At 70.8% G+C, this 22,830-nt stretch carries 19 protein-coding genes; 7 read left to right on the forward strand and 12 right to left on the reverse strand.

The genetic code is table 11. The features are described from left to right. The first annotated feature begins 31 nt into the window (after nucleotides 1–31). Genes ACFYZZ_RS42010 through ACFYZZ_RS42020 form a run of 3 tightly spaced genes read left to right on the forward strand, consistent with a single transcriptional unit; the run spans nucleotide 32 to nucleotide 3,000 of the window. Nucleotides 32–1,600 (forward strand): MFS transporter, encoded by a 1,569-nt coding sequence (locus tag ACFYZZ_RS42010; protein WP_389188333.1) that lies wholly within the window; start codon nucleotides 32–34, stop codon nucleotides 1,598–1,600. Next, nucleotides 1,597–2,244, forward strand: coding sequence for a TetR/AcrR family transcriptional regulator (locus tag ACFYZZ_RS42015; RefSeq protein ID WP_389188336.1), 648 nt, complete (start codon nucleotides 1,597–1,599; stop codon nucleotides 2,242–2,244). Before ACFYZZ_RS42010 ends, ACFYZZ_RS42015 begins: the two co-directional genes overlap by 4 nt. A gap of 33 nt (nucleotides 2,245–2,277) precedes the next feature. Then, nucleotides 2,278–3,000, forward strand: coding sequence for a Mut7-C RNAse domain-containing protein (locus ACFYZZ_RS42020; RefSeq protein ID WP_389188339.1), 723 nt, complete (start codon nucleotides 2,278–2,280; stop codon nucleotides 2,998–3,000). On the opposite strand, the gene ACFYZZ_RS42025 is transcribed toward ACFYZZ_RS42020, so the two are convergent. From ACFYZZ_RS42025 to ACFYZZ_RS42055, 7 genes are all read right to left on the reverse strand, one after another. Continuing rightward, nucleotides 2,997–5,399, reverse strand: a complete 2,403-nt coding sequence (locus ACFYZZ_RS42025; protein WP_389188342.1) for a galactose oxidase-like domain-containing protein — start codon at nucleotides 5,397–5,399, stop codon at nucleotides 2,997–2,999. The two genes, ACFYZZ_RS42020 and ACFYZZ_RS42025, sit on opposite strands and share 4 nt — an antisense overlap. Then, nucleotides 5,396–6,577 carry a glycosyltransferase gene (locus tag ACFYZZ_RS42030; protein ID WP_389188345.1) on the reverse strand — a complete coding sequence of 394 codons (1,182 nt, stop codon included), beginning with the start codon at nucleotides 6,575–6,577 and terminating at the stop codon, nucleotides 5,396–5,398. The genes ACFYZZ_RS42025 and ACFYZZ_RS42030 overlap by 4 nt, the downstream gene beginning before the upstream one ends. Continuing rightward, complete coding sequence (locus ACFYZZ_RS42035) at nucleotides 6,574–8,226, reverse strand: ArnT family glycosyltransferase (protein ID WP_389188348.1); 1,653 nt, start codon at nucleotides 8,224–8,226, stop codon at nucleotides 6,574–6,576. Before ACFYZZ_RS42035 ends, ACFYZZ_RS42030 begins: the two co-directional genes overlap by 4 nt. Further along, on the reverse strand, nucleotides 8,223–9,491 hold the full coding sequence (locus ACFYZZ_RS42040; protein ID WP_389188454.1) for a glycosyltransferase: 1,269 nt from the start codon (nucleotides 9,489–9,491) through the stop codon (nucleotides 8,223–8,225). Before ACFYZZ_RS42040 ends, ACFYZZ_RS42035 begins: the two co-directional genes overlap by 4 nt. Before the next feature lie 216 nt (nucleotides 9,492–9,707). Beyond that, nucleotides 9,708–11,744, reverse strand: coding sequence for a thioredoxin domain-containing protein (locus ACFYZZ_RS42045; RefSeq protein ID WP_389188351.1), 2,037 nt, complete (start codon nucleotides 11,742–11,744; stop codon nucleotides 9,708–9,710). 30 nt (nucleotides 11,745–11,774) lie between these two features. After that, complete coding sequence (locus tag ACFYZZ_RS42050; RefSeq protein ID WP_389188354.1) at nucleotides 11,775–12,299, reverse strand: hypothetical protein; 525 nt, start codon at nucleotides 12,297–12,299, stop codon at nucleotides 11,775–11,777. 186 nt (nucleotides 12,300–12,485) lie between these two features. After that, entirely contained in the window at nucleotides 12,486–13,184 is a 699-nt protein-coding gene (locus ACFYZZ_RS42055) for an ArsR/SmtB family transcription factor (protein WP_389188356.1), read from the reverse strand. Between the two features lie 116 nt (nucleotides 13,185–13,300). On the opposite strand from ACFYZZ_RS42055, the gene ACFYZZ_RS42060 reads away from it, so the two are divergent. Together ACFYZZ_RS42060 and ACFYZZ_RS42065 are read left to right on the forward strand one after the other, a co-directional pair. Beyond that, complete coding sequence (locus ACFYZZ_RS42060) at nucleotides 13,301–13,768, forward strand: hypothetical protein (protein ID WP_389188359.1); 468 nt, start codon at nucleotides 13,301–13,303, stop codon at nucleotides 13,766–13,768. Nucleotides 13,769–13,844: 76 nt separating this feature from the next. Next, a complete protein-coding gene (locus tag ACFYZZ_RS42065; protein WP_389188362.1) occupies nucleotides 13,845–17,048 on the forward strand; it encodes a tetratricopeptide repeat protein in 3,204 nt (1,067 codons plus the stop codon). A 4-nt stretch (nucleotides 17,049–17,052) separates the two neighbouring features. On the opposite strand, the gene ACFYZZ_RS42070 is transcribed toward ACFYZZ_RS42065, so the two are convergent. Together ACFYZZ_RS42070 and mca are read right to left on the reverse strand one after the other, a co-directional pair. Beyond that, on the reverse strand, nucleotides 17,053–17,286 hold the full coding sequence (locus tag ACFYZZ_RS42070) for a hypothetical protein (RefSeq protein WP_389188364.1): 234 nt from the start codon (nucleotides 17,284–17,286) through the stop codon (nucleotides 17,053–17,055). Continuing rightward, complete coding sequence (gene mca / locus ACFYZZ_RS42075; protein WP_389188367.1) at nucleotides 17,279–18,160, reverse strand: mycothiol conjugate amidase Mca; 882 nt, start codon at nucleotides 18,158–18,160, stop codon at nucleotides 17,279–17,281. Before mca ends, ACFYZZ_RS42070 begins: the two co-directional genes overlap by 8 nt. Before the next feature lie 102 nt (nucleotides 18,161–18,262). Here mca and ACFYZZ_RS42080 point away from each other — a divergent pair, with 102 nt between their 5' ends. Then, nucleotides 18,263–18,661 (forward strand): DUF4307 domain-containing protein, encoded by a 399-nt coding sequence (locus tag ACFYZZ_RS42080; RefSeq protein ID WP_389188370.1) that lies wholly within the window; start codon nucleotides 18,263–18,265, stop codon nucleotides 18,659–18,661. Between the two features lie 171 nt (nucleotides 18,662–18,832). Continuing rightward, a complete protein-coding gene (gene greA, locus ACFYZZ_RS42085) occupies nucleotides 18,833–19,333 on the forward strand; it encodes a transcription elongation factor GreA (RefSeq protein ID WP_389188373.1) in 501 nt (166 codons plus the stop codon). A 64-nt stretch (nucleotides 19,334–19,397) separates the two neighbouring features. On the opposite strand, the gene ACFYZZ_RS42090 is transcribed toward greA, so the two are convergent. From ACFYZZ_RS42090 to ilvA, 3 genes are all read right to left on the reverse strand, one after another. Continuing rightward, the gene (locus ACFYZZ_RS42090; protein WP_389188375.1) at nucleotides 19,398–20,255 is read right to left on the reverse strand and encodes an ABC transporter permease; all 858 of its coding nucleotides are present in this window, start codon (nucleotides 20,253–20,255) and stop codon (nucleotides 19,398–19,400) included. Continuing rightward, entirely contained in the window at nucleotides 20,252–21,238 is a 987-nt protein-coding gene (locus tag ACFYZZ_RS42095; protein ID WP_389188377.1) for an ATP-binding cassette domain-containing protein, read from the reverse strand. Before ACFYZZ_RS42095 ends, ACFYZZ_RS42090 begins: the two co-directional genes overlap by 4 nt. Before the next feature lie 241 nt (nucleotides 21,239–21,479). Further along, a complete protein-coding gene (gene ilvA / locus ACFYZZ_RS42100) occupies nucleotides 21,480–22,709 on the reverse strand; it encodes a threonine ammonia-lyase (RefSeq protein ID WP_389188380.1) in 1,230 nt (409 codons plus the stop codon). Between the last annotated feature and the right edge of the window lie 121 nt (nucleotides 22,710–22,830).

Consider the following 22,830-nt stretch of genomic DNA (forward strand, 5'->3'; position numbering starts at 1 on the left):
GCGGCCATCTTTTGAGAGCTACTCTCATTTCATGGTTGCTGTCACCCAGACCGACGAGACGCGGCACGACCCCCGCCGCTGGTGGGCCCTCGGGGCCCTGGTCGCGAGCATGCTCACGCTCGGCTTCGACATGACGATCCTCAATGTGGCGCTGCCGACCATGGCGGAGCAGCTCGGCGCCACCACCGGTCAGCAGCAGTGGATGGCGGACGCGTACGTCGTCGTGTTCGCCGCGCTGATGCTCCCGGCCGGACTGCTCGGTGACCGGTTCGGACGGCGACGGATGCTGATCACCGGACTCGGGATCTTCCTGGCGGGCTCCCTCATGGGTGCCCTGGCCGGGGACGTGGACTGGGTGATCGCCGCCCGCACCGTCATGGGTGTCGGCGCCGCGCTGATCACGCCGCTGGCGATGTCCGTGCTGCCGTCCCTGTTCACGCCCGACGAGCAGGGCAAGGCCCTCGGCCTCGTCTCCACCGGCTCGGCCCTGGGCCTGCCGCTGGGCCCGATCATCGGCGGCTGGCTGCTCGACCACTTCTGGTGGGGCTCGGTCTTCCTGATCAACATCCCGATGGTCGCGCTCGGCATCCTCGCCTGCGTCCTGCTGCTGCCCGAAACCCGCGACCCGGCCACCCCCGCGATCGACTCCCTCTCCACCGTGTTCACCACCGCCGGACTCGGCGCCCTCATCTACGCGATCATCGAGGCCCCCGACCGAGGCTGGGGCGATCCGCTGGTCCTCGCCATGTTCGCGGGAGCCGCGGTCCTGATCACCGGGCTGGTGCTGCGCTCGCGCCGGGTCCGGCGCCCCATGCTGGACATGAGCCTGCTCGCCCAGCGCGGCTTCCTGCTCAACACCGTCGCCGCGACCCTCGTGATGTTCGTGCTGTCCGGCCTGATGTTCGTGCTGCCGCCCTATCTCCAGGCCGTCCTCGGCAACGACACCCTCGGCACCGGCGTCCGGATGCTGCCGATGGTCCTCGGCCTGTCCGTCGCCGCGAAGCTCGCTCCCCCGCTCGCCGACCGCTTCGGGTCGCGCGCCACGGTCAGCGCGGGCCTGGTGGTGCTGGCCTTCGCCGCCCTGCTCGGCAGCCGTACGACGACGGACTCGGGCTACGGCTTCACCGCGCTGTGGCTCACCATCGCCGGACTCGGCTTCGGCTGCGCGCTCGTACCGGCCATGACCGGTGCCCTCGCGACCCTGCCCCGCGACCGGGCCGGCAGCGGATCCGGCCTGCTGATGACCCTGCGCCAGGTCGGCTCCGCGATCGGCATCGCCCTGCTCGGCAGCCTGCTGGCAGGCGTCTTCCGCGACCGGCTCGACGTGACCGGCCTGCCCGCACCGGCCGCCCACACGGCCGGGGACTCGGTGGTCGCCGCGCATCTGATCGCCGAGAAGACGGGCTCCGCCCACCTCGCCGCCTCCGCCAACGGCGCGTACGTCCACGGCATGGGCGTGGTCCTGCTGGTGTGCGGCGTTGCCTCCCTGGTCTCCGCGCTGCTGGCGGCGGCGTTCCTGCCGAACACCCCGGCCGCGCGGCGCACGGAACGCCAGGGGGCCCCGGCCGTGGCCGCCCCCGCGGGAGATGCCGGACAATGACGGGCATGACGGCCGCTCACTCCCCCGCCTCCAACTCCGCCGCCGACCGCCCCCGCCTCGGTCTGCGCGAACGCAAGAAGATCAAGACCCGTGAGGCGATCCGCGCGGCGACGTACGCCCTGGTCGAGGAGCAGGGGTACGACGCCACGACGATCGACCAGATCGCCGACCGGGCGGAGGTGTCGCCGTCGACCGTCTTCCGCTACTTCCCCACCAAGGAGGACATCGTCCTCACCGACGAGTACGACCCGTTCATCCTGGAGGAGATCAGGCAGCGGCCCGCGGAGGAACCCTGGGCGGACACCCTCCGGTACGTGCTGCGGCGGGCCGTCCGGCAGGCTGTCGACGAGGACGAGCGGATCCTGCGGCTGCGGACGCACCTGATGGTCCAGGTCCCCGCGGTGCGCTCGCGCATGATGGAGAGCATGTCGGTGACCGGCCGCATGCTCTGCCAGGCCATCGGCCAGCGCACCGGCCGCGATCCGGAGAGCCTGGAGGTGCGGGTCTACGCCATGTCGCTGATCGGCGGCCTGATGGAGACGTCCATGTACTGGGCCGAGCACGGCCAGCGGGACGACTACGAGAGCCTCGTCGACCGCACCCTGAACGTCCTGGAACACGGCCTCCCCGCCGAAAAACCCTGAGGCCCCGGCCCGGCCCCGTGCGATCCTGACGATGTGAACGGACCCGAGATCCACGTCGAAGTCGCCCCCGCCCTGCACCTGTTCGTGCCGCCCGTGCGGCGGGCGGGCGCCAGCGCCCTGGGCACGGACGGCGTCTCGACCCTCGGCCATGTGGTCGAGTCCCTCGGGATCCCGCTGACGGAGGTCGGCGCCCTGGTGGTGGACGGCCGCGAGGTGCCGCCGTCCCACATCCCGGCGGCGGACGAGCGTGTCTCGGTCCGTGCCGTGCAGCGCCCCCAGCAGGTCCCCGGCGCCCCGCTCCGCTTCCTCCTCGACGTCCACCTCGGCACCCTCGCCCGCCGGCTGCGGCTGCTCGGTGTGGACACGGCGTACGAGTCGACCGACATCGGCGACCCGGCGCTGGCCTCCCGCTCGGCCGCGGAGAAGCGGGTCATGCTCAGCCGCGACCGGGGCCTGCTGCGCCGCCGCGAGCTGTGGGCCGGGGCGTACGTCTACAGCACCCGCCCCGACGACCAGCTGCAGGACGTCCTCGACCGCTTCGCCCCCGACCTGCGCCCCTGGACCCGCTGCACCGCCTGCAACGGCCTGCTGAAGGACGCCACCAAGGAAGAGGTGGCCGACCGGCTCAAGGGCGGCACGCAACGCTCGTACGACGTCTTCGCCCAGTGCACGGAATGCGGCCGCGCCTACTGGAAGGGCGCGCACCACGACCAGCTGGAAGCCATCGTGGAGCGCGCCCTCGCCGGCCGGGGCTAAGCCCTGCGGGTGTCTCCCCTCCCGCAGGCCACGCCGTCCCTGTTGCGGTCGAGACCCAGCGGGTCGTCACCGCCGTTGACCTTGAGGCGGCCGTAGTGGTTCTGCTTCAGCCAGGTGCAGCGGGCGGCGGTCGTCTTCTTCACCTGGGGCGGGAAGACCGTCGGCACGCACACGTTGACCGAGCCGTAGTGCCGGTCGCAGCCGGAGATCGTCGGGCTGACCTTCTGCGACGTCCGCTTCCTGCCCGGCCCGGAGACCTTGCCCGACAGGGAGTCGGCGAAGGAGTGGACGTGCGGGGAGGCGGCCGAGGCGCTCAGCGCGGCCGGCCCCTGCAGGTGCACCCACTTGGCCACCGACGGCACGCCGCCCGCGTCCACCGCGAAGAGCATGTACCAGCCGGGCGGGGCCAGGTTGGGGTTGCTCGTCACGTTCAGGTCGACGTTGTTGCCGTCGACGGACAGCGGCAGGTCGACGAAGCGCTGGTTCGGGTCGGAGGAGTGGGTGACCGCGGCCGGGCGGATCAGCTCGGCCTTGGCGATGGGCCGGTCGACCGTGATCCGCTGGGTGTCGCCGTACTTCCACTCCTGGTTGATCACCGAGGTGATCGTCGGGCGGCTGCCCTTGTAGAGGTAGGGCGGTGTGTAGATCGACACGTTGTGGTTCCAGGTGCCGTTGCCCGGGTTGTCGCCGGTGGCCATCACCCGGCCGTCGGGCAGGAGGAACGCGGAGGAGTGGTAGCCGCGGGCCTCAGGGTCGGCCGCCACCGGGTCGAAGGTGTTCGTGCCCGGGTCGTAGATCGAGGACTCGTACACCGGGTCGGCGCGGTTGTGCAGGGCGCCGCCCGTCTCCAGGACCTTGCCGTCGGGCAGCAGCACCGCTGAGACGTACATCTTGCCCTGGTTGCCCGTCTCGGCGACCTTGCCGGCTCCCAGGTCGACGGTGCCCTGTGGGAGCGGGGGACCTGCGACGTACGACGGGTTCGCCTGCTTGAGGTCGATCAGGTCGGTGAGGCGGTTGCCGTCGGGGTTGGAGTCGATGTTGCCGCCGCCGAGGGTGAGGACCCTCTGGTCCTGCGCCGGAGGCAGCAGCACGCTCGCCGACTGGTCCCGCTGGTCCTTGTTCTGCAGCCCCGGGATCTGGGTGACCGTGTTGGCGTTGTAGTCGTAGACCGCCGAGCCGGTGCCGGGGATGTTGTTGCCGAAGACATGGCTGCCCGTGTAGAAGAGGCGGCCGTCCTGCATGAGGACCATCGACGGGTACAGACCCCAGTACGACCAGGTCTGGTTCACCTTCCACAGCGGCAGCCACTGCTGGTCCTTGTCCGACCAGTACTCGGCTGTCACCGAGCCGGTGGAGTCCTCGCGCAGACCGCCGAAGGAGATGACGTCACCGTTGCCCAGCTCGGTCGCCGACGGGTACCAGTGGCCGTCGTTGAGGTCGTTGGTCTTGCTGTAGGTCTCGGTCTTCGGGTCGAAGATGTACGAGTCCTTGAACCCCTCGTAGCCGTGCCCGCCCGGGACCGGGTAGGCCTTGTTGCCGCTCATGACGAGCACCCGCCCGTCCTGGAGCTGCACATGGCCCGCGCAGAACATGTCCTTCGGCGTCGGGATCACCTTGTAGGTGCCGGCTGCCGGGTCGTACACCGCGCTGGTGAAGCTGCCCGCGGCGAAGTTCTCCTCGCTGTTGCCGGAGCCCGCGATCAGCAGCACCTTGCCGTTGTTGAGGACGACCGAGTGCATGGAGCGGACCGGGTTCTGCGTCGGCAGCACGGACCAGCTGCCGTTCGCGCACTGGTCGCCCGTGCCCGTGCACTGGGCGGGCGGGACCGGATCCGCGACCTGCTCCATGGAGTAGTCGTCGGTGGTCGCCGAGCCGGTGCCGTAGACGGAGACGCCCCAGGTGATCCGGTCGGTGCCGGCCGGGACCTCGGGGGTGCGGACCGTGGCCTGCGTCCACGCGGACGCCATGTCCAGCGTCTTGAGGTCGGTCCAGTACTGCCAGCCGGCGGTGGTGTCGTGCCGGAACAGGGTGATGTTGGCGTCGGGTGTCGTGGTCTTGTACCAGAGCCCGAGGTCGTACTGCTTGCCGGCGCTCACCACCGGCGCGCACGCGATGGACTCGGTGATCAGCGCCTTGCGGTCGCCGTCCACCCGGCGGGTCAGCGTCACCTTCATGGCCTTGGCGCCGGAGTGCGCGTCGGAGGTGGTCTGGAAGCTGAAGTCGTTGTCGCCCCAGCCGGACTTCTCCCAGCAGTACGGCATGTCGTCCGTGCCGGCGGTCTCGAAGCCCGGGTTCTTGACCAGGTTGGCGGCCTCGGCGCTCTGTGGCGAGGTGAGGAGCAGACCGGCGGTCAGGGCCCCCACCCCGACCAGCGCGGTCCGTCTGCGGTGTTTGTTCACACGGCTCTCCTTGCGGTTGTACGGTCCCCCCGCCTGCGCGGGAGATAGACCAGCGCTTCGGTCCCGACGAAGCGCACGACGAACGTCGTCACCAGCGCGAGCGCGGTGGCGGGCAGCGCGCCCATCCCGAACCGGCCGACGAGCAGCGCGATCAGCGGAATGCGCAGCACCAGGTCCGCGTTGGCGAGCAGCGCGAACCGGCCGAGCCGGTCCCACCAGCGGCGGTGCGCGCGCCGGTCGCGGAACAGCAGCTGCTCGATGAGCAGGAAGTTCCAGGCGACGCCGAACTGGTTGGCGAGGATCTCGGCGGGGACGTAGTGCAGGCCGAGCGCGGTCAGCGCCCACAGTCCGACGAGGTTCGGCACGAAGCCGCTCGCCCCGATCAGCCCGAAGCCCACCATGCGGGCGACCGGCGAGGCGGTGCGCAGCCCGACCAGGTGGCGCAGGAAGCGGAAACCCTCCTGCGCGCTCGACTTGGACTCGCCCGCGAACCGGTCCTGGAAGACGAACGGCACCTCGGCGACCTGCCGGGGCCGGCTGCGTACGGCCAGCTCCAGGAGGATCTTGTAGCCGAGCGGCTTGAGCACGTCGGCGGTGACCGCGCTGCGCCGGATGGCGAAGAAGCCGCTCATCGGGTCGCTGATGCCGTGCAGCCGGCGCGGGAAGAGCGCCTTGGTCAGCCAGGTTGCGCCGCGCGAGACGGCCACCCGGTAGCTGTCGGCGAGTCCGGCCCGGCTGCCGCCCTTGATGTACCGGGAGGCGACCACGAGCCCGGCGTGCTCCCGTTCGCCGGTGGCCACCAACTCCGGTACGAGGGAGGGCGGATGCTGGCAGTCGCCGTCCATGACGACGATCCACTCCGAGGTCGCCGCCTTCAGCCCCTCGACGACCGCCCCGCCGAGCCCGCCGACCGGCTCCTCGCGGTGCAGCACGGCCACCGGGAAGGGGCAGTCCTGCGCGGCCGCGCGGATCACCTCGGGGGTGTCGTCGGTGGAGTCGTCCACGAAGACGACCTCACAGGGCAGTCGCGCGGGCACCGACTCGGTGATCTGGTGCAGCAACTGCCGTATGTTCGCCGACTCGTTGAAGGTCGGCACGACGATGGTGACGGCACCGGGTTCAGCGACTTCCGCGGCGTCCAGGCCCTTTGCGGGAACCGTGTACTCGTGGCTGCTCATCGCGCGCCTCCCGCGGCTGCCGTCTGGATCTGCCGGATCTCGATGCGGTCGGGTCCGGTGCCGAAGGTGGCGACCGGCTCGGAGTGCTGGATGGCGGCCTTGACGCCCGGCAGGTCCTTGGCGTCGCGGCGGACGGTCGGCGAGGCGACGACGTAGTCGATGTCCCGCCAGCCGTGCGGCATGGTCTTGGTGACGGCCGGGTCGAGGTCGGCCTTGTAGAACCAGATCGCGCCGAGCCCGGGCCGGTACCCGGCGTGCACGAGGTCCAGCCACAGGGCGTCGTCGACCAGGACCCGGGTGGCCTTCGGGTTCTCGACCTTGGTGCTGAGCCAGGCGGAGGCCTGCCGGTAGGGCCTGTTGGCGTCGGCGGTGAGGGCGGTGCGGTCGCCGTCGTACCAGTGCGGTACGACGAAGGCGCCGGCGGCGAGGGCCAGGACGGCGGCCAGCGCGTACCGGCCGCCGGTGACGTACCGGTTCTCTCCGTCGGCGCGCCGGCGGCGCACGACCGCGTGGGTGACGGAGGCGGCGCCGCCTGCCAGGACGAGGGCGAGGAAGGGCAGCGCGCCGATGATGTACATGGCGGGCAGATAGCCGCCCGGGCGCATGGCCACGGCGGCCAGGATCGCCACGGTCAGGGCGGGTCCGGCGAGCGCGCGGGCGGTGACCGACCAGCGCCAGGTGGCGATCAGCAGCAGGGCCCCGGCGAGGCCGCCGAGGGGCAGCACCCGGTCGTAGTACAGCCAGGAGTGCAGGACGCCGTACGAGCCGGAGGAGGTGTCCAGGATGAAGCCCGAACCGGGCCTGGACATCTGGTACTTGATTCCGTCCCAGAGCGAGACGTGCCCGCTGCCCGGGAGCAGCTCGCCCTTCAGCAGGGCGAAGAGCGGGTAGGAGAAGCCGATCAGGGCGCAGGCGGTGACGGCTCCGGTGAGGGCGAACTTGCGAGTGTCGCGGTGGCTGTGCCGCCACATGGTGACGAACAGGGCGGGCAGGACGACGAGCATCGTCTCCTTGGTGAGCACGCCCGCGGCGGCCGCGAGGCCCGCGCCGAAGTGGTGCCACAGGTGCCGGCTGGGCGAGGCGGCCAGGCAGAACGCCAGCAGCAGCCACATCACGGCGATGTTGTCGAGGAAGATCTCGCGCTGGAGCACGACGGCCAGCGGGGAGAGCCCGAAGAGGGCCATGCCGAGCCCGGCGGCCCAGCGGGGCAGGGAGAGCCTGCGGCCGAGGACGTAGACCAGCACCGCGCTGATGCCGCTGATCACCAGCATGGCGATCCGCATGGAGCCGACGGTCATCGAGCCGGGGCTGATGGCCGAGGGTATCCAGGTGAGCAGGGCTATCTGGAGCCAGCCGAGCGGCGGGTGGTCGTACCAGTAGGTGTAGTGGGCCAGGCCCTTGCCGTGCTGGACGGCCCAGGCCTGGGCGAGGTAGGTGCCCTCGTCGTCGCTGAGGGTCGGGTAGTCGGCGATGTTCCAGCCCTGGACGACGAGGATCGCCACGAGCAGGAGACCGCACAGCAGCAGGTCGGAGCGGGAGGAGCGGAGCCGCTCCGGAGGGCTTGTTCGGCCGGTCGAACGCTCAGCAGGCGCAGGCTTGCGCTGCGCGGGGACCGTCGGAGTGGTCACCGCGGGAAGAGTGGAGGTCACGCAGGAACGTCCTCTCGGATCGGCTCGGCCGCGGTGAGGTGCGCGCCGACGTGCGTGGTCAACTCCCAGTCGTTGCGGCCGCGCTGCTCGCGCCACACGGCGCGGATCGCGGCTCCGGCGAGGAGGACCTGGTAGAAGGGGCCGCCCACGATGAGCTTCACGTAGTGGACCAAGCGGACCCGGAGCCCGTACTGCTTGCCGAAGTCGTGCAGTCCGACCACCTCGAAGACGAAGGTGACGGCGGCCGTGACCAGCGGCAGGAAGGTGAGGAAGGCGACCCCCACGGGCACGTCGAGGAAGAGCGCGACGGCCGCGTTCACCGGGATGATCACACCGGAGAAGGCCTGCAGGAACGGGGTCATCAGCGTGTACCGGGCGAGCAACCGCTGCCTGAGCGCCGGCAGTTGCTTCCAGTCCTTCTTCCGGTAGACCTGCAGGAAGCCCTGGTTCCAGCGGGTGCGCTGCTTCAGCAGCGACATCAGCGAGCCGGGGGTCTCCTCACGGGTGACCATGTCGGAGTCGTAGGCGACGACGACCTTCTTGCCGACGCTGGACAGCCGCACGCCCAGGTCGCAGTCCTCGGCGAGGCAGTTGGGGTCCCAGCCGTCCGCTTCCCTGAGGACGTCGGTCCGCACGAAGACGGTGTTGCCGCCGAGCGGGATGAACCCCTTCTGCGCGTGCAGGTGCAGCCGGGAGCGGAACCAGAAGAAGTACTCCAGGCAGTTGCGCAGGCTGTACCAGTTGGAGTGGAAGTTGATGAGCTGGACGCCGCCCTGGACGACGTCCGCCTCCGTGGTCCGGAACGCGTGGTCGACGTGGGCGAGCAGCTCCGGGTGGACCTGGTCCTCGGCGTCGAAGACCCCGACGACGTCACCGCGGCAGTGCGGCAGCGCCGTGTTCATGGCCTTGGGCTTGTTCTTCTTCTCGTGCGTGTCGACGACGACACGGACACGCCGGTCGCGCTCGGCCGCCGCCCGGGCCACCTCGGTGGTCTCCGGGTCGTCGTGCCCGACGATCACGATGATCTCGAAGTCGGTGTGTGTGGACTCCAGCAGCCGCTGGATGGTGTGGTCGAGCACGGCCTGCTCGTGCCGGGCCGGCAGGAGCAGCGAGAAGGACAGGCTCTCGGCCCCGTCCGGTCTGCTGAATCGGGTGGAGGCGAGCACCTCGGGCGTGCGCCACGCGTGCATCTGCCACCACAGAGTGAAAGCGGCCATCCAGAACAAAGCCATCGAAACGGCAGCAATAAAGACAGACGTCAGCAAAAGATCCCCCCAGATCCCCAATACCCCCAGTGCACGCAACGCTGAGTAACACCCGTTGCACGCGACGTGGAGAGACTAAGGGGGATCTGTGAAGTGGGGGAGCTCTTCCGATAAATTACGTGTTTCGGAACGGTGGTGCGGGTAGCGGGATCTATCCGAACACCTGCTCACATTCGGACAGTTCGCCGCCTCCGCTCTCCCGGGGATCCCCCCTGCTCAGCGGGCGTTCAGCGCCGCTCCGAGCCGTTCCGGATCGGTCGTCGGCACCTCACAAGTGAAATTACGGCAGATGTACGCCGCCGGTTCACCGCCCACGAGCGGACGGTCGGCGAGCAGGGGGAACTCGTCACTGTCCGGAGTCCCGACGGCCACGACGGCGCCCGGCGCGGTGCCGAGAAGCGCCGTACGGTGCAGGGCGGTCGTCCGCTCGTCGGCGAGGGACGGCCCGACGACCGCGACCTCCCGGGGTCCGTCGAGCAGCCCTTCCGCGGCGGCCAGCCCCCACCCGATGAACCGCGGCACCCGCGGTCCGAGCGCCTTCACCACGCCCAACGCCCGCTCCGCCGCAGCCCGATGAGGCTCAGAGCCGGTGTGGGCCGCATAGCTCAACAGGGCTCCGGCCGCCGCGGTCCAGCCGGACGGGGTGGCGTTGTCGGTGGGGTCCTGGGGCCGGCGGATGAGCTGCTCGGCGTCGGAGGCGGTGTCGTAGAGGGCGCCGCTGTCGGGGTCGGTGAAGCGGGCCAGCACATGGTCGAGGAGCAGCCCGGCGAAGTCCAGCCAGACCCCCTCGCCGGTCACGGACGCGAGCGCGAGGAAGCCTTCGGCCACGTCGGCGTAGTCCTCCAGCACGCCCGTGTTCGGGCCCACCCGTCCGTCCTTGCTGGTCCGGGCGAGCCGGGCGTGGTCGTCGAGATGCACGCGTACGAGGAGGTCGGCGGCGAAGACGGCTGCCTCGACGAGGTCGGGCCGTCCGAAGTAGGCGCCGGTCTCGGCGAGCGCGGCGATCGCCAGCCCGTTCCAGGCGGCGACGACCTTGTCGTCGCGTCCCGGGGCGGGCCGCTGCGCGCGCCTGTCCAGGAGGCGCTCCTTGATGGACGCGATCTTCCCGGCCTCGAAGACACCCTCGGTCTGCGGGAGTTGGAGGACCGACTGCCCGTGCTCGAAGGTGCCCTCCTCGGTCACCCCGAAGTACTGCGCGGCCGACTCGGCGTCCTCGTCCCCGAGGGCGTCCCGCAGCTGCTCGGGGGTCCACACGTAGTACGCGCCCTCGACGTGCCGCCCGCTCCCGTCGTCGCTGTCGGCGTCCAGTGCCGAGGCGAACCCGCCCTCGCCGGTGCGCAGTTCACGCACCATGAAGTCGGCGGTCTCCAGCGCGACACGGCGCGCCAGGTCGGATCCTGTGGCCCGCCACAGATGCGCGTACACGCGGCACAGCAGGGCGTTGTCGTACAGCATCTTCTCGAAGTGCGGCACGATCCAGTCGCGGTCGACGGAGTAGCGGGCGAAGCCGCCGCCGAGCTGGTCGTAGATCCCGCCCCGGGCCATCCGCTCGCAGGTGTCCTGGGCCATCTGCAGGGCGCCCTCGGCGCCGGTGCGGGCGTGGTGGCGCAGCAGGAACTCCAGGACCATGGACGGCGGGAACTTCGGCGCACCGCCGAATCCGCCACGCTGCGGGTCGTACTCGCGGGTGAGCCCGAGGAGGGCCTGGGCGAGGTCCGGCTCGCCGGGAACCCGGTCGGTCTGATAGTTGATCTCCCGCTGGGCGAGATCGCGCACGATCTTCCCGGCGACCTCGCCGACCTCGTCGCGCCGGTCGTCCCAGGCCTGCCGGACACCCTCCAGCACCTGCCGGAAGGAGGGCATACCGTGCCGGGGCGCGGGCGGGAAGTAGGTGCCGAAGTAGAAGGGCTCGGCGTCCGGGGTGAGGAACACCGTCATGGGCCAGCCGCCCTGGCCGGTGGCCGCCTGGACGGCCTCCATGTAGACCGCGTCGACGTCCGGGCGCTCCTCGCGGTCGACCTTGACGCTGACGAAGTGCTCGTTGAGGTAGTCGGCCGTGGCCTGGTCCTCGAAGGACTCGTGGGCCATGACATGGCACCAGTGGCAGCTGCTGTAGCCGACGCTCAGGAGGACGGGTCTGTTCGTCTTGCGGGCGGCTTCGAAGGCCTCGGCCGACCAGGGCCACCAGTCCACCGGGTTGTCAGCGTGCTGGAGGAGATAGGGGGACGTCTCATGAGCCAGTCGGTTCGGCATGAGGTCCATCCTGCCGCAGGACCCCGAACATCACGCGGCAGGCGTGTTCCACACCGTGATGTTGAGCTTTCCGGTGCCCGTGCTCGGTGCGAGGACGACGCGGAGGTAGGCGACCCGGCCCTCGCCGGTGAGCAGGCAGAAACGGTCGCCCCGCTTCACGTTCGCCGTGTAGGTGCCGTTGCGGTCCACGCTGTCGGCGCACTCCGCGGCCGTCGGGGCGGGGCCGGAGCGGGGCAGCGGAGCCAGGTTGGAAGCGGATTCCGGCACGAACAGGTTCGGTTCGACCGACGCCGAGAAAATGATGTCCCCGCCATTGATCTTGGTCGGCGACACGACCGGCTGGGGCGTGTCCAGGTCGATGTACGACCCGGCGTTGCTCGTGTCGGCATCCACGTCCTTCGGCCCGAACACCGCGCGCGCCCCTTCGGCGCTCTTGGTGGTCGACGGCTGCGCCTGGCCGGACTGGTCCTTATCGGTGGAACCCGCTGGGGCGGACGACTGCGGCGGCGCCGACTGCGCACTGTTGTCGTCCGACGAACCCGGTCGGCTCGCCATGACCGTGACGATGATTCCCACCAGAGGGATGACGATCCCGACGACCCACCAGGCCCAGCGAGGCTGGTGCGACTGCTGTGGTCCCGGCGGCGGACCCGTGAACGAGCCGTTGTCCACAGACATGTGCTTCCCCGTCCAACCCTTCGATGGCTGCGATCACCATAGCCACACCCGTGGACGAGCGCATCACCCGTCCGCGGGCCCGGCGTTACGGGCTTCGACGGCGCCCGAAGCGGCATCCGGGAGGGCGTCGGTGACAGCCTCCGGGAGGGCTTCCGAGACGGCCTTGGGGAGGGCTTCCGAGACGGCCTTGTGGAGGTCTTCCGGGTCGGCTTCCGGGACGGCGTAGAACCGCATACTGACCGGGCGCGCCCCCTCGGGGGCGGTCTCGCGGGAGTGGCTGTGGCGGTCGAGCAGGGCGTGGTACTCCCGCATGAAGGCGAGGAGTTCGTCCCTGGTCATCCAGGCGCCGTGCCGCTGCACCTGCGCCCATCCCTCCGGCCCCCGGTACTCCTGGTGGGCGCGGCGGAAGAGGGCGGTGTCGACCTCGATCTTGAGGTGGGCGAGCTGTTCCGCGGCCGCGTACTCCTCCGGGGACATCGTGGCCGGGTCGGGTGTGGTGTGTCTGAAGGGCAGCGCCCGCCACCAGCGCTCGCGCCCGCCGGACTTCTCCGGGATCTCCTCGATGAGCCGCTGCTCGGCGAGTTTGCGCAGGTGGTAGCTGGTGGTGCCGGAACTCTCGCCGAGTTCGCGGGCCAGGACGGTGGAGTTCGCCTCGCCGTGCCGGCCGAGGTAGTCGAGGATCCGGCGGCGCAGGGGGTTGCCGAGGGACTTGTAGAGAGCGGTGCGCTCAAGGCTGGTCATCTCGGGCATGCCGTCGGTCATGCGGCCACGGTAACCCTGAGAACCCTGAGCCATCCCTGATGTCTGCCGAATTTTCTTTGCAGAGATTTCTCTGCGGTCTACTGTTGGAGGCAGGAGACGTCGAAACGGGGGTCGCGATGAAGACGATGAAGGCGCCGCTCAAGAGGTGGACGCTGATGCTGCTCGGGACAGGGGCCGTGCTGCTCGTGCCGTGGATGGTGGTGCTCGCCCTGACCCTGCCGCGCAGCACGGAGGTTCGGCACTGGTCCGTGGCCTGGATAGGCCTCGACGTCCTCATGGCGACGGGCTGCGCCGCAACGGCCTTACTCGGCCTGCGCGCCGACCCCCGGGCCCGCCTCACCGCCGCGGCGACGGCGGCGACGGCGGTGCTGGACGCGTGGTTCGACGTGACGACGTCCCCATCGGGCGGCGACCTGGTGATGGCTCTCGGGTGCGCGGTGGTGGAGACGGCGCTGGCAGGGGCGTGCGTGGCCATGGCGCTGGCGGAGCCGCAGAAGTCGGCCGCGCAGCAGAAATCCGCCGCGCAGCAGAAATCGATCGCTCAAAAGGGAGTTGACCCCACGAAACCCTCACCGGCCCCTTGATCTCCACCCCTCGCGTTCCCGCCGTCCCCGAAGGACACTCGTAGGCAAAGGAGTTGCCACCGGAGGGGGACGGGACATGCGGGACAGCCACCGGGTGGATGCCGAGCGGCTGCTGGGGCGGGCCGTCGAGGAGGAGGTACGTCGCTCGGGCGGACGGACCGACGCGCAGCTGCTCCTGTCACGGGGACGCGGTGCGCTGGACACCATGGCACAGACCGCCGCCGAGGAGTACGAGGCCTACACCCGCGCGCTCGACGAGGCCGACGCCGGCCGCCTCACCTTCGGCCAGCGCTACGCACGCGAGGGCGCCGGAACTGCCTTACTGGTGGCGGGCGTTGCCGCAGTGGCCGCCACCGTCGCCGACCTGTCCCTCGGCACCGGCACGGGTACGGCCGTCGGCGCGGGCGTCGCCGTGGGTGTGGCGGGAGCCGCCGCCACCGTGCTGAAGGTGGCCGGTTCCCACCTGCCCGCCGCCCACCATCGCGCGGGCGCGGCCGGCCAGCCCGGCGGCCCGGAGCAGCTGCGGCTGCAGTGGCTGACCGCGTTGGAGGTGCGCGGCATCCGCCCGTTCCTCGACCAGCAGCGGGTGCTCAGCGCCTCCACGGGTCCGAAGAAGTCGAGCGGCCCGGCGCTGCGCGGTACGGACAAGAGCGCGGCGGCCCGCAGGCGTACGGTGCTGGAGCAGTCGTTCGGTCAACTGCCGGAGCCGGAGGGCTCGTTCGCGGGGCGGCGCCAGGAGCTGGCGCGGATCAGGCAGTGGGCGCAGTCGGCCCGGGCGGCCACCGAGACCCGGCCGACGGTGGTCGTGCTGCACGGAGAGCCGGGCTCGGGCCGTACGACACTCGCGGTCCGCGCGGCGCACGACCTCAGGGACCACTTCCGTGGCGCGGTCGTCGTGGACCTGCGCGGCGGCAGCCGGGAGGAGCCGCCGCTGCCCACCCGCGACGCCCTGCTGCACCTGCTCAACCGGCTCGGCGCGCCCCGCGAGCAGCTGCTGTTCCGCGAGCGCTCCTCCCCCGACCAGCAGGTCAAGCGGCTCGGCGAGCTGTACCACCGGCATCTGACCGGCCTGCCGGTGACGATCGTGCTGGACGACGCCTCGGACCCGGAGCAGGTGCGCGCGCTGGTGCCGGAGCACTCCGACAGCCTGGTCCTGGTCACCGCCCGCACCGCGCTGGAGCTGCCCGCGGACCTGGTGGCCTGGGTGCACCATCTGCCGGTGGAGGCGCTGGACGCGGCGGGCGCCGAGGAGCTGCTGGGTGCGGCCGCGCAGGACGCGTCGGGGCCGTACGACGCCGAATCCACCGACCGGATCCGGCAGTTGTGCGGGGGCCTGCCGCTGGCGCTGCGTGTCGCGGGCTCGTCGCTGGGCCCGCGCTCGCCGCGGCAGCTGGCCACGGATCTCGGTGCATACGGACCGGTGGAGCCGGTGGAGCGGGTGCTGTGGCTGCGCTACACCGACCAGACGGAGACGGCGCGCCGGCTGCTGCGGAGGCTGGCGCTGGCCGGCCGGGCCTCGCTGGGCGCGGCGGCGGCCGCCGCCCTGCTGGCCACCGACGAGCCGGAGGCGACCCGGCATCTGTCCGCGCTCGCCCGGGCCGGTCTGATCGACCATGTGCGCGGCAGCCGCTACCGGCTGCACGACCTGGTGCGTGCCTTCGCGCAGGCCCGGCTGCTGGACGAGGAGGACCCGGCCGAGCGGACGGCCGCGCAGGAGCGGCTGATCGTGAACTACGCGGAGCTGGCCGACTCGGTGCTGCGGCTGGTCGACGGCAACATGTCGACGCGCTCGGACCGGTTCGGCCCGCACGGCTTCACCTCGCTGGACGAGGCGCTGCGCTGGCTGGACGACGAGTCCAGCTTCATCACGGCGGCCCTGCGGCATGCGGAGGGCGTGAACCAGGCGGCCGTGCTGAACCTGCTCGGCGCCCTGTGCGACTACTGCCTGCTGCGCGGGGACCTGTACCGGCTGGGCGAGATCAGCGAGCTGGCCCAGGCCGTCGACGAGGGGCTGCTGGTGCGTTCCGTGCAGTGGCGCACGGGTATCGCGGCCCGCCAGCTGGGCGAGCTGGACAAGGCGCGCACCACGCTCGCCTCGGTCGTGGACCTCTACCGGGAGGCGCACCACGACGCGGGAGCCGCCCGCGCCCTGTGCTCCCTCGGGATCACCCTGCACCACCAGGGCAACCTCACGGAGGCGGCCGCCAAGCTCCAGGAGGCGCTGGAGCTGCAGGCGGCCGAGGAGCTGGCGACGGACCGGGCCTGGACGATGCACGCGCTGGCGGCGGTCCAGCGCGACCGCGCCCGGCTGTCGGAGGCCCTGGACCTGCTCACCCGCTCCCTGGTCCTGCACCGCGAGGGCGGCTCCCTGCACGGCGAGGCCTGGGCCCACTTCCAGCTCGGCCAGCTGGCCCTGCGGATGGGTGAGGTGCCGCGCGCGGAGACGGAGCTGCGGGCCGCCCTGGAGCGGTACGGCCGTACGCACGACGCGCGCGGGGAGGCCTGGGCGCTGACCCAGCTGGCCCGGGCGCGGCTGGTCGACGGCGACGCGTCCCCCGCGGTGGAGGGCCTGCGCCAGGCGGCGGCCAGGCACCGGGACAACGAGGACGCGCGCGGCGAGGCCTGGACGCTGTACTACCTCGGCCAGGCCCTGGAGGAGACGGGCGAGCTGGACCAGGCGGTCCGCGAACTCGAACGCTCCCGGCAGATGTTCTCCCGGATGCGCGACGTCTACGGCCTGGCCTGCGCCCGGCACCACTCGGCCCGGGCCACCCGGGACCAGCGGGCCGCGCAGACCGGCTCGCTGCGCAACTCGGGCTTCGCCCGTCAGCTGCTCGTGGACGCCCGCGCCGACTTCCAGCGCATCGGCGTCGCCCACGGCGAGGCGTGGACCGGCCTGGAGCTGGCGGTGGTGGACGCGGGCAACGCCCGGATCCCGCAGGCGCTGGCCCTGTGCGACGAGGCGCTGACCCTGTTCACGTCCTACGGCGACCGGCGCGGCGAGGACTGGGCCCGCTTCCTGCGCTGCACCCTGCTGCCGTACGCGGCGCCGGGCGGGGTGGACGTGGGTACGGCCGTCGCCCAGGAGGAGCTGGCCGAGCTGGCCCGCGCCACGCATCCGCTGCGGGACGAGAAGCTGGCCGAGTGGGTGCCGGCCTACGCCCTGCTGCTGGAGCGGGGCGTGAGCCTGGAGGCGGGCTGGCAGGCCTGGCGGCTGCGCATGACGCCGGACCGCCACGCCCGGGAGGTGATGGGAGTGGCGGTTCCGGCCGGGCGCTGAGTGGTCAGCCCCGCTGCTGCGTGGAGTCGGCCGTCTTCTCGGCCCCGGCGTCCGGGGACTCCGGGAAGGCGACCTTCTGCATGTGCTTGTTCATCGACTTCATCAGACCCCACACGGCCAGGGCCATCACCGCGAAGACGATGAAGCCGAGGACGCCGGGGGTGACCTTGTTCTCGTCGACCTCCTTGGCGAGGGGGACGAGATGCGTCAGTGCCAGGCTTGCGCTCATGTCAGGCATTGTCGCGGATGCCCGCGAAGAGGTCGTCCTCGGGGAGGGAGGTGTCGACGAGCGACTTCGACAGCTCGTACTCCTCCGTCGGCCAGACCTCCTTCTGCAGCTCCATCGGGACCTTGAACCAGCCGCCGTCGGGGTCGATCTGCGTGGCGTGGGCGATCAGCGCCTTGTCGCGGATCTCGAAGAAGTCCGCGCACGGGATGTGCGTGGTCAGCGTGCGCTCGGTGCGCTCGAACTCCTTCCAGCGCTTGAGCCACTCCCCGTAGGGCGAGTCCAGGCCGCGGTCGAGCATCGCCTGGTGCAGGGCCTCGGTGCGGGGGCGGTTGAAGCCCTGGTTGTAGTAGAGCTTGAGCGGCTGGTAGGCCAGGCCGTACTCGCTCTCGGGGTACTTCTCGGTGTCCGCCGCGCCCTCGAACGCCACCATCGAGATCTTGTGGGTCATGATGTGGTCGGGGTGCGGGTAGCCGCCGTTCTCGTCGTAGGTGGTGATCACCTGCGGGCGGAACGAGCGGATCTTCCGGACGAGCTCGCCGGCCGCCTTGTCGATGTCCTCAAGGGCGAAGCAGCCCTCGGGCAGCGGGGGCAGCGGGTCGCCCTCGGGCAGGCCGGAGTCGACGAAGCCGAGCCACTCCTGCTTGATCCCGAGGATCTCGCGGGCCTCGTCCATCTCCTTCTTGCGTACCTCGTGGATGTGCTCCTCGATGTACTTGTCGCCCTGCAGCTTGGGGTTGAGGATGGACCCACGCTCTCCGCCGGTGCAGGTCACCACCAGCACGTCCACCCCCTCGGACACGTACTTCGCCATGGTCGCCGCGCCCTTGCTCGACTCGTCGTCGGGGTGCGCGTGCACGGCCATCAGTCGCAGCTGGTCAGTCAAGACTCGATCCTCGTATGTCGGCGCCCCCGCGTCTTGGGGTGCGTTCGGCGGCTTCTATAGTGACCGAATCGGGGGGCGAATAATTCCGCGGAGAGGACGATCATGAGCACGGCGAGCGCGCGGCTGCCCGAGGGCCGCTACGGCCGTTCCTCGGACGAGCGTGCCGACCACAAGCTCAAGATCGCCGGTTCGGTGCTGGGCGCGGCCCTGCTCGCACTGGTCGGGTACTTCGCCTACCACTACGTCGCGCAGAACGAGATCAGCGCCCAGGTGATCACCTTCCAGGCCTCGGACGACGCGGTCAAGGTGCATCTGGAGGTCCACAAGGACTCCGGTGTCGGCGGCTACTGCACCCTGCGCTCCCAGTCGGCGGACGGTGCCGAGGTGGGCCGGGCGGACTTCCGCTTCACGGGTTCGGCCACCCGCATCGACAAGGTCGTCACGCTCCGCACGACGGCCAAGGGGACGACGGCCGAGCTGCTCGGCTGCCACGCCGGTTGATCCTTCACTCGCAATGCATACGCCCTGAGCTGCATTGATGAGATTCTGATGGCTTATGTCCTCCCCCTTGAGCCATTGAATTGTTAGGCTCGTGGTTTCGCCCATCCAAGAAGGAACATTCTTCTGGGTAGGGCGATGCTTTGTATTCCCAGTACCGACGAGGAGCACCCTGTGACCCAGACCAGCGAGAACGTCACCTGGCTGACCCAGGAGGCGTACAACAAGCTCAAGGACGAGCTTGAGTACCTTACTGGTCCTGCGCGCACGGAGATCGCCGCCAAGATCGCGGCCGCGCGCGAGGAGGGCGACCTGCGCGAGAACGGCGGGTACCACGCTGCCAAGGAGGAGCAGGGCAAGCAGGAGCTTCGCGTGCGCCAGCTGACCCAGCTTCTGGAGAACGCCCAGGTGGGCGAGGCTCCGGCCTCCGCGGACGGTGCCGTCGCGCCCGGCATGGTCGTCACGATCGCCTTCGACGGTGACGAGGACGACACGATGACGTTCCTGCTCGCCTCCCGCGAGTACGCGAGCGCCGACATCGAGACGTACTCGCCGCAGTCCCCGCTGGGTGCCGGCGTGATCGGCCACAAGGTCGGCGAGGACGCGGAGTACGAGCTGCCGAACGGCAAGAAGGCCTCGGTGCGGATCCTGAAGGCCGACCCGTACTCGGGCTGATCCCACCCACTGCTTCGCCTCGCGCCCCCGGCGTCCGCGTGACACCGGGGGCGCAGGCATGTCGTCAGGCGGTCGCCGAGCGGTACTTGCGGACGGCCAGGGTGCGGAAGATGACGACGATCAGCACCGAGTAGAGCAGTGAGGCCCAGACCGGGTGCTCCATGGGCCAGGCCGTCGAGTCGGACTGGCCGGGGCTGCCGAACAGCACCCGGGCCGCCTGGACGGTGGCGCTGAACGGGTTCCACTCCGCGATGTGGCGCAGCCACGGGGTCATGTTGCTGGTGTCGACGAACGCGTTCGAGATGAAGGTGACCGGGAAGAGCCAGATCAGTCCGCCGGAGGTGGCTGCCTCCGGGGTGCGGACGGTCAGGCCGATCAGGGCGCCTATCCACGTGAACGCGTACCCGAGCAGGAGCAGCAGGCCGAAGGCCGCGAGGACCCGGCCGGCGTTGGTGTCGTGATAGGTCCCGACCCGCCAGCCCACCAGAAGCGCCACGACGGCGAGGACCAGCAGGGTGAGGGCCGTCTGGACCAGGTCGGCGAGGGTGCGGCCGGTGAGCACCGCGCCGCGTGCCATGGGCAGGGAGCGGAAGCGGTCGATGAGGCCCTTGTGCATGTCGTCGGCGATGCCGGCGCCGGAGCTGGCGGTGGCGAAGGTGACGGTCTGCGCGAAGATGCCGGCCATCAGGAAGTTCTTGTAGTCGATCGCACTGGTGCTGCCGTCGATCTTCATGGAGCCGCCGAACACGTAGGTGAACAGCACCACGAACATGATGGGTTGTATCAGCCCGAAGATCAGCATTTCGGGGATCCGGGACATCCGGATCAGGTTGCGCTTGGCGACGATCAGCGAGTCGCGGACGGACCGGCCGATGGGGTTGCCGGGCGCCGCGATGCGGACGGCATCGGTGACGGCACTCATTTCTTCACGGCCTCCTTGCCGTTCGCCTGGTCCTGGTCGGCTGCCTCGGCCACGTGTCCGGTCAGGGACAGGAAGACGTCGTCGAGGGTCGGGCGGCGCAGCCCGATGTCGTCTATCTCGATCCCGCGGGTGTCCAGCTCCCGGATGACCTCGGCGAGCAGCTTGGCGCCGCCGGTGACGGGGACGGTGAGCTTGCGGGTGTGCTCCTCGACCGTGGTCTCGCCCTTGCCGAAGCCCCGCAGGACCTCGACGGCGGTCTGGATGTGCTCGCGCTCGTGCACCACGACCTCGACCCGCTCGCCGCCGGTGCGGGCCTTGAGCTGGTCGGAGGTGCCCTTGGCGATGACCCGGCCGTGGTCGACGACCGCGATGTCGTGGGCGAGGTGGTCGGCCTCTTCCAGATACTGCGTGGTCAGCAGCAGCGTCGTACCGCCGGAGACGAGCTGTTTGATGACCTCCCACAGCTGCTGGCGGTTGCGCGGGTCGAGGCCGGTAGTCGGCTCGTCCATGAACATCACGGGCGGTGAGACCACGAGGGCGGCGGCGAGGTCGAGCCGGCGGCGCATGCCTCCGGAGTAGGTCTTGGCGGGGCGGTCGGCGGCGTCGGCGAGGTTGAACTGTTCGAGCAGTTCGGATGCGCGCTGTCTGGCCGCACGGGCCCTCATCTGGTAGAGCTGCCCCACCATCTGCAGGTTCTCCCGGCCGGTCAGGTATTCGTCGACCGCCGCGAACTGGCCGGACAGGCCTATGGAGCGGCGCACGGTGTCGGGGTGTTTGAGGACGTCCACCCCCGCGACGACCGCCCGGCCGCTGTCGGGGCGCAGCAGTGTGGTCAGGCATCGCACCGTCGTCGTCTTGCCGGCGCCGTTCGGCCCGAGCAGGCCGAGGACCGTGCCCTCGGGGACATCGAGGTCGACGCCGTCCAGTGCCCTTACGTCGCCGAAGGTCTTCACCAGACCTTCGGCATAGATGGCGCCTGGCATGTGAGTCTCCACGTCGTCGGGGATCGTTCGGGAAGGGGTGGGGGGTTGCGGAAAAGGCTAGGTTCGCCCGCTCGGCGCCGCCTGTGGTTTTCCACCTGCGGCTTTCCGCGCGCGAACCGGCGGACAGGCGGCCGACGGACCAGCGGACCGGCAGCCACGCGACACACCATAACGCGATGTATCGCGTCTCTCAATGGTTTTCCCCGAACGAGTGACCGCCCGCTCCAGGCCCCGGCCGGCCTCAGTCGATGACCGTGTAACCCGCCTCGCGCAGGGCCTGGCCGACCTCGGCGCAGTGCGCCGGTCCCTTCGTCTCGAGGTGCAGCTCCACCTCCGCCTCCGTGAGCCCGAGCCGGGGATCGGTGCGTACGTGACTCACGTCGAGGACGTTAGCGTCTACCACTGACAACACCCCGAGGAGCGTGGCGAGCGCGCCCGGACGGTCGGTCAGCCGCAGCCGGACGGCCAGGTAGCGGCCCTGCGCCGCCATGCCGTGGCGCAGCACCCGCTGCAGCAGCACCGGGTCGACGTTGCCGCCGGACAGCACCGCGACGACCGGGCCGGGGAAGGAACCGGGCTCGCCGAGCAGGGCCGCGACCGGGCTCGCCCCGGCCGGCTCCACGACCAGCTTGGCCCGCTCCAGGCACAGCAGCAGCGCGGCCGACAGCTGGTCCTCGCTGACCGTGCGTACCTCGTCCACCAGTTGCTCGATGATCCCGAACGGCACGAGGCCCGGCCGCCCCACCCTGATGCCGTCGGCCATCGTCGCCGGGTTCTCCACCGACACCGGGCGGCCGGCGGCGAGCGAGGGCGGGTAGGCCGCGGCGCCCTCCGCCTGCACCCCGACGATCCGCACGTCCGGCCGCAGCGCCTTCACCGCGACCGCGATGCCGGCCGCGAGCCCGCCGCCGCCGATGCCGACGACGATCGTGCGCACCTCCGGGCACTGCTCCAGGATCTCCAGGCCGACCGTGCCCTGGCCCGCGATGATGTCCGGGTGGTCGAAGGGGTGGATGAACACCGCGCCCGTCTTCTCCGCGTACTCCTGGGCGGCGGCCAGCGTCTCGTCGACCACCTGGCCGTGCAGGCGCACCTCGGCGCCGTAGTCCCGGGTCGCGCTGATCTTCGGCAGCGGGGCGCCCTTCGGCATGAACACGGTGGCGTGCACCCCGAGCAGCGCGGAGGCGAGCGCCACGCCCTGCGCGTGGTTCCCGGCGCTCGCGGCCACCACCCCGGCGGCACGCTCCTCCGGCAGCAGACCGGCGATCCGGACGTAGGCGCCGCGCAGCTTGAACGAGCCGGTCCGCTGCAGGTTCTCGCACTTGAGGTGCACCGGCGCGCCGACCAGCTGGGACAGGTGGCGGCTGCCCTCCATCGCCGTCACACGTGCCACACCGGAGAGCATCTTCTGGGCTCCGCGCACATCGTCGAGGGTGACGGAACGCAAGGAGTCAGCCGGGCCGTAGCTCATGACTCAAGTCTCGCAGTTCACGGTCGCACACGGCGGGTGTGACCAAGCTCCGAGACCGGTTTGGTCCGGGCCGGTACGGCCCGCCCCCGGGCCGCGTACCCTGTCCCCCAACCCAGCAGCC

It is taken from the genome of Streptomyces sp. NPDC001816, from assembly GCF_042892235.1.
GTDB lineage: Bacteria > Actinomycetota > Actinomycetes > Streptomycetales > Streptomycetaceae > Streptomyces.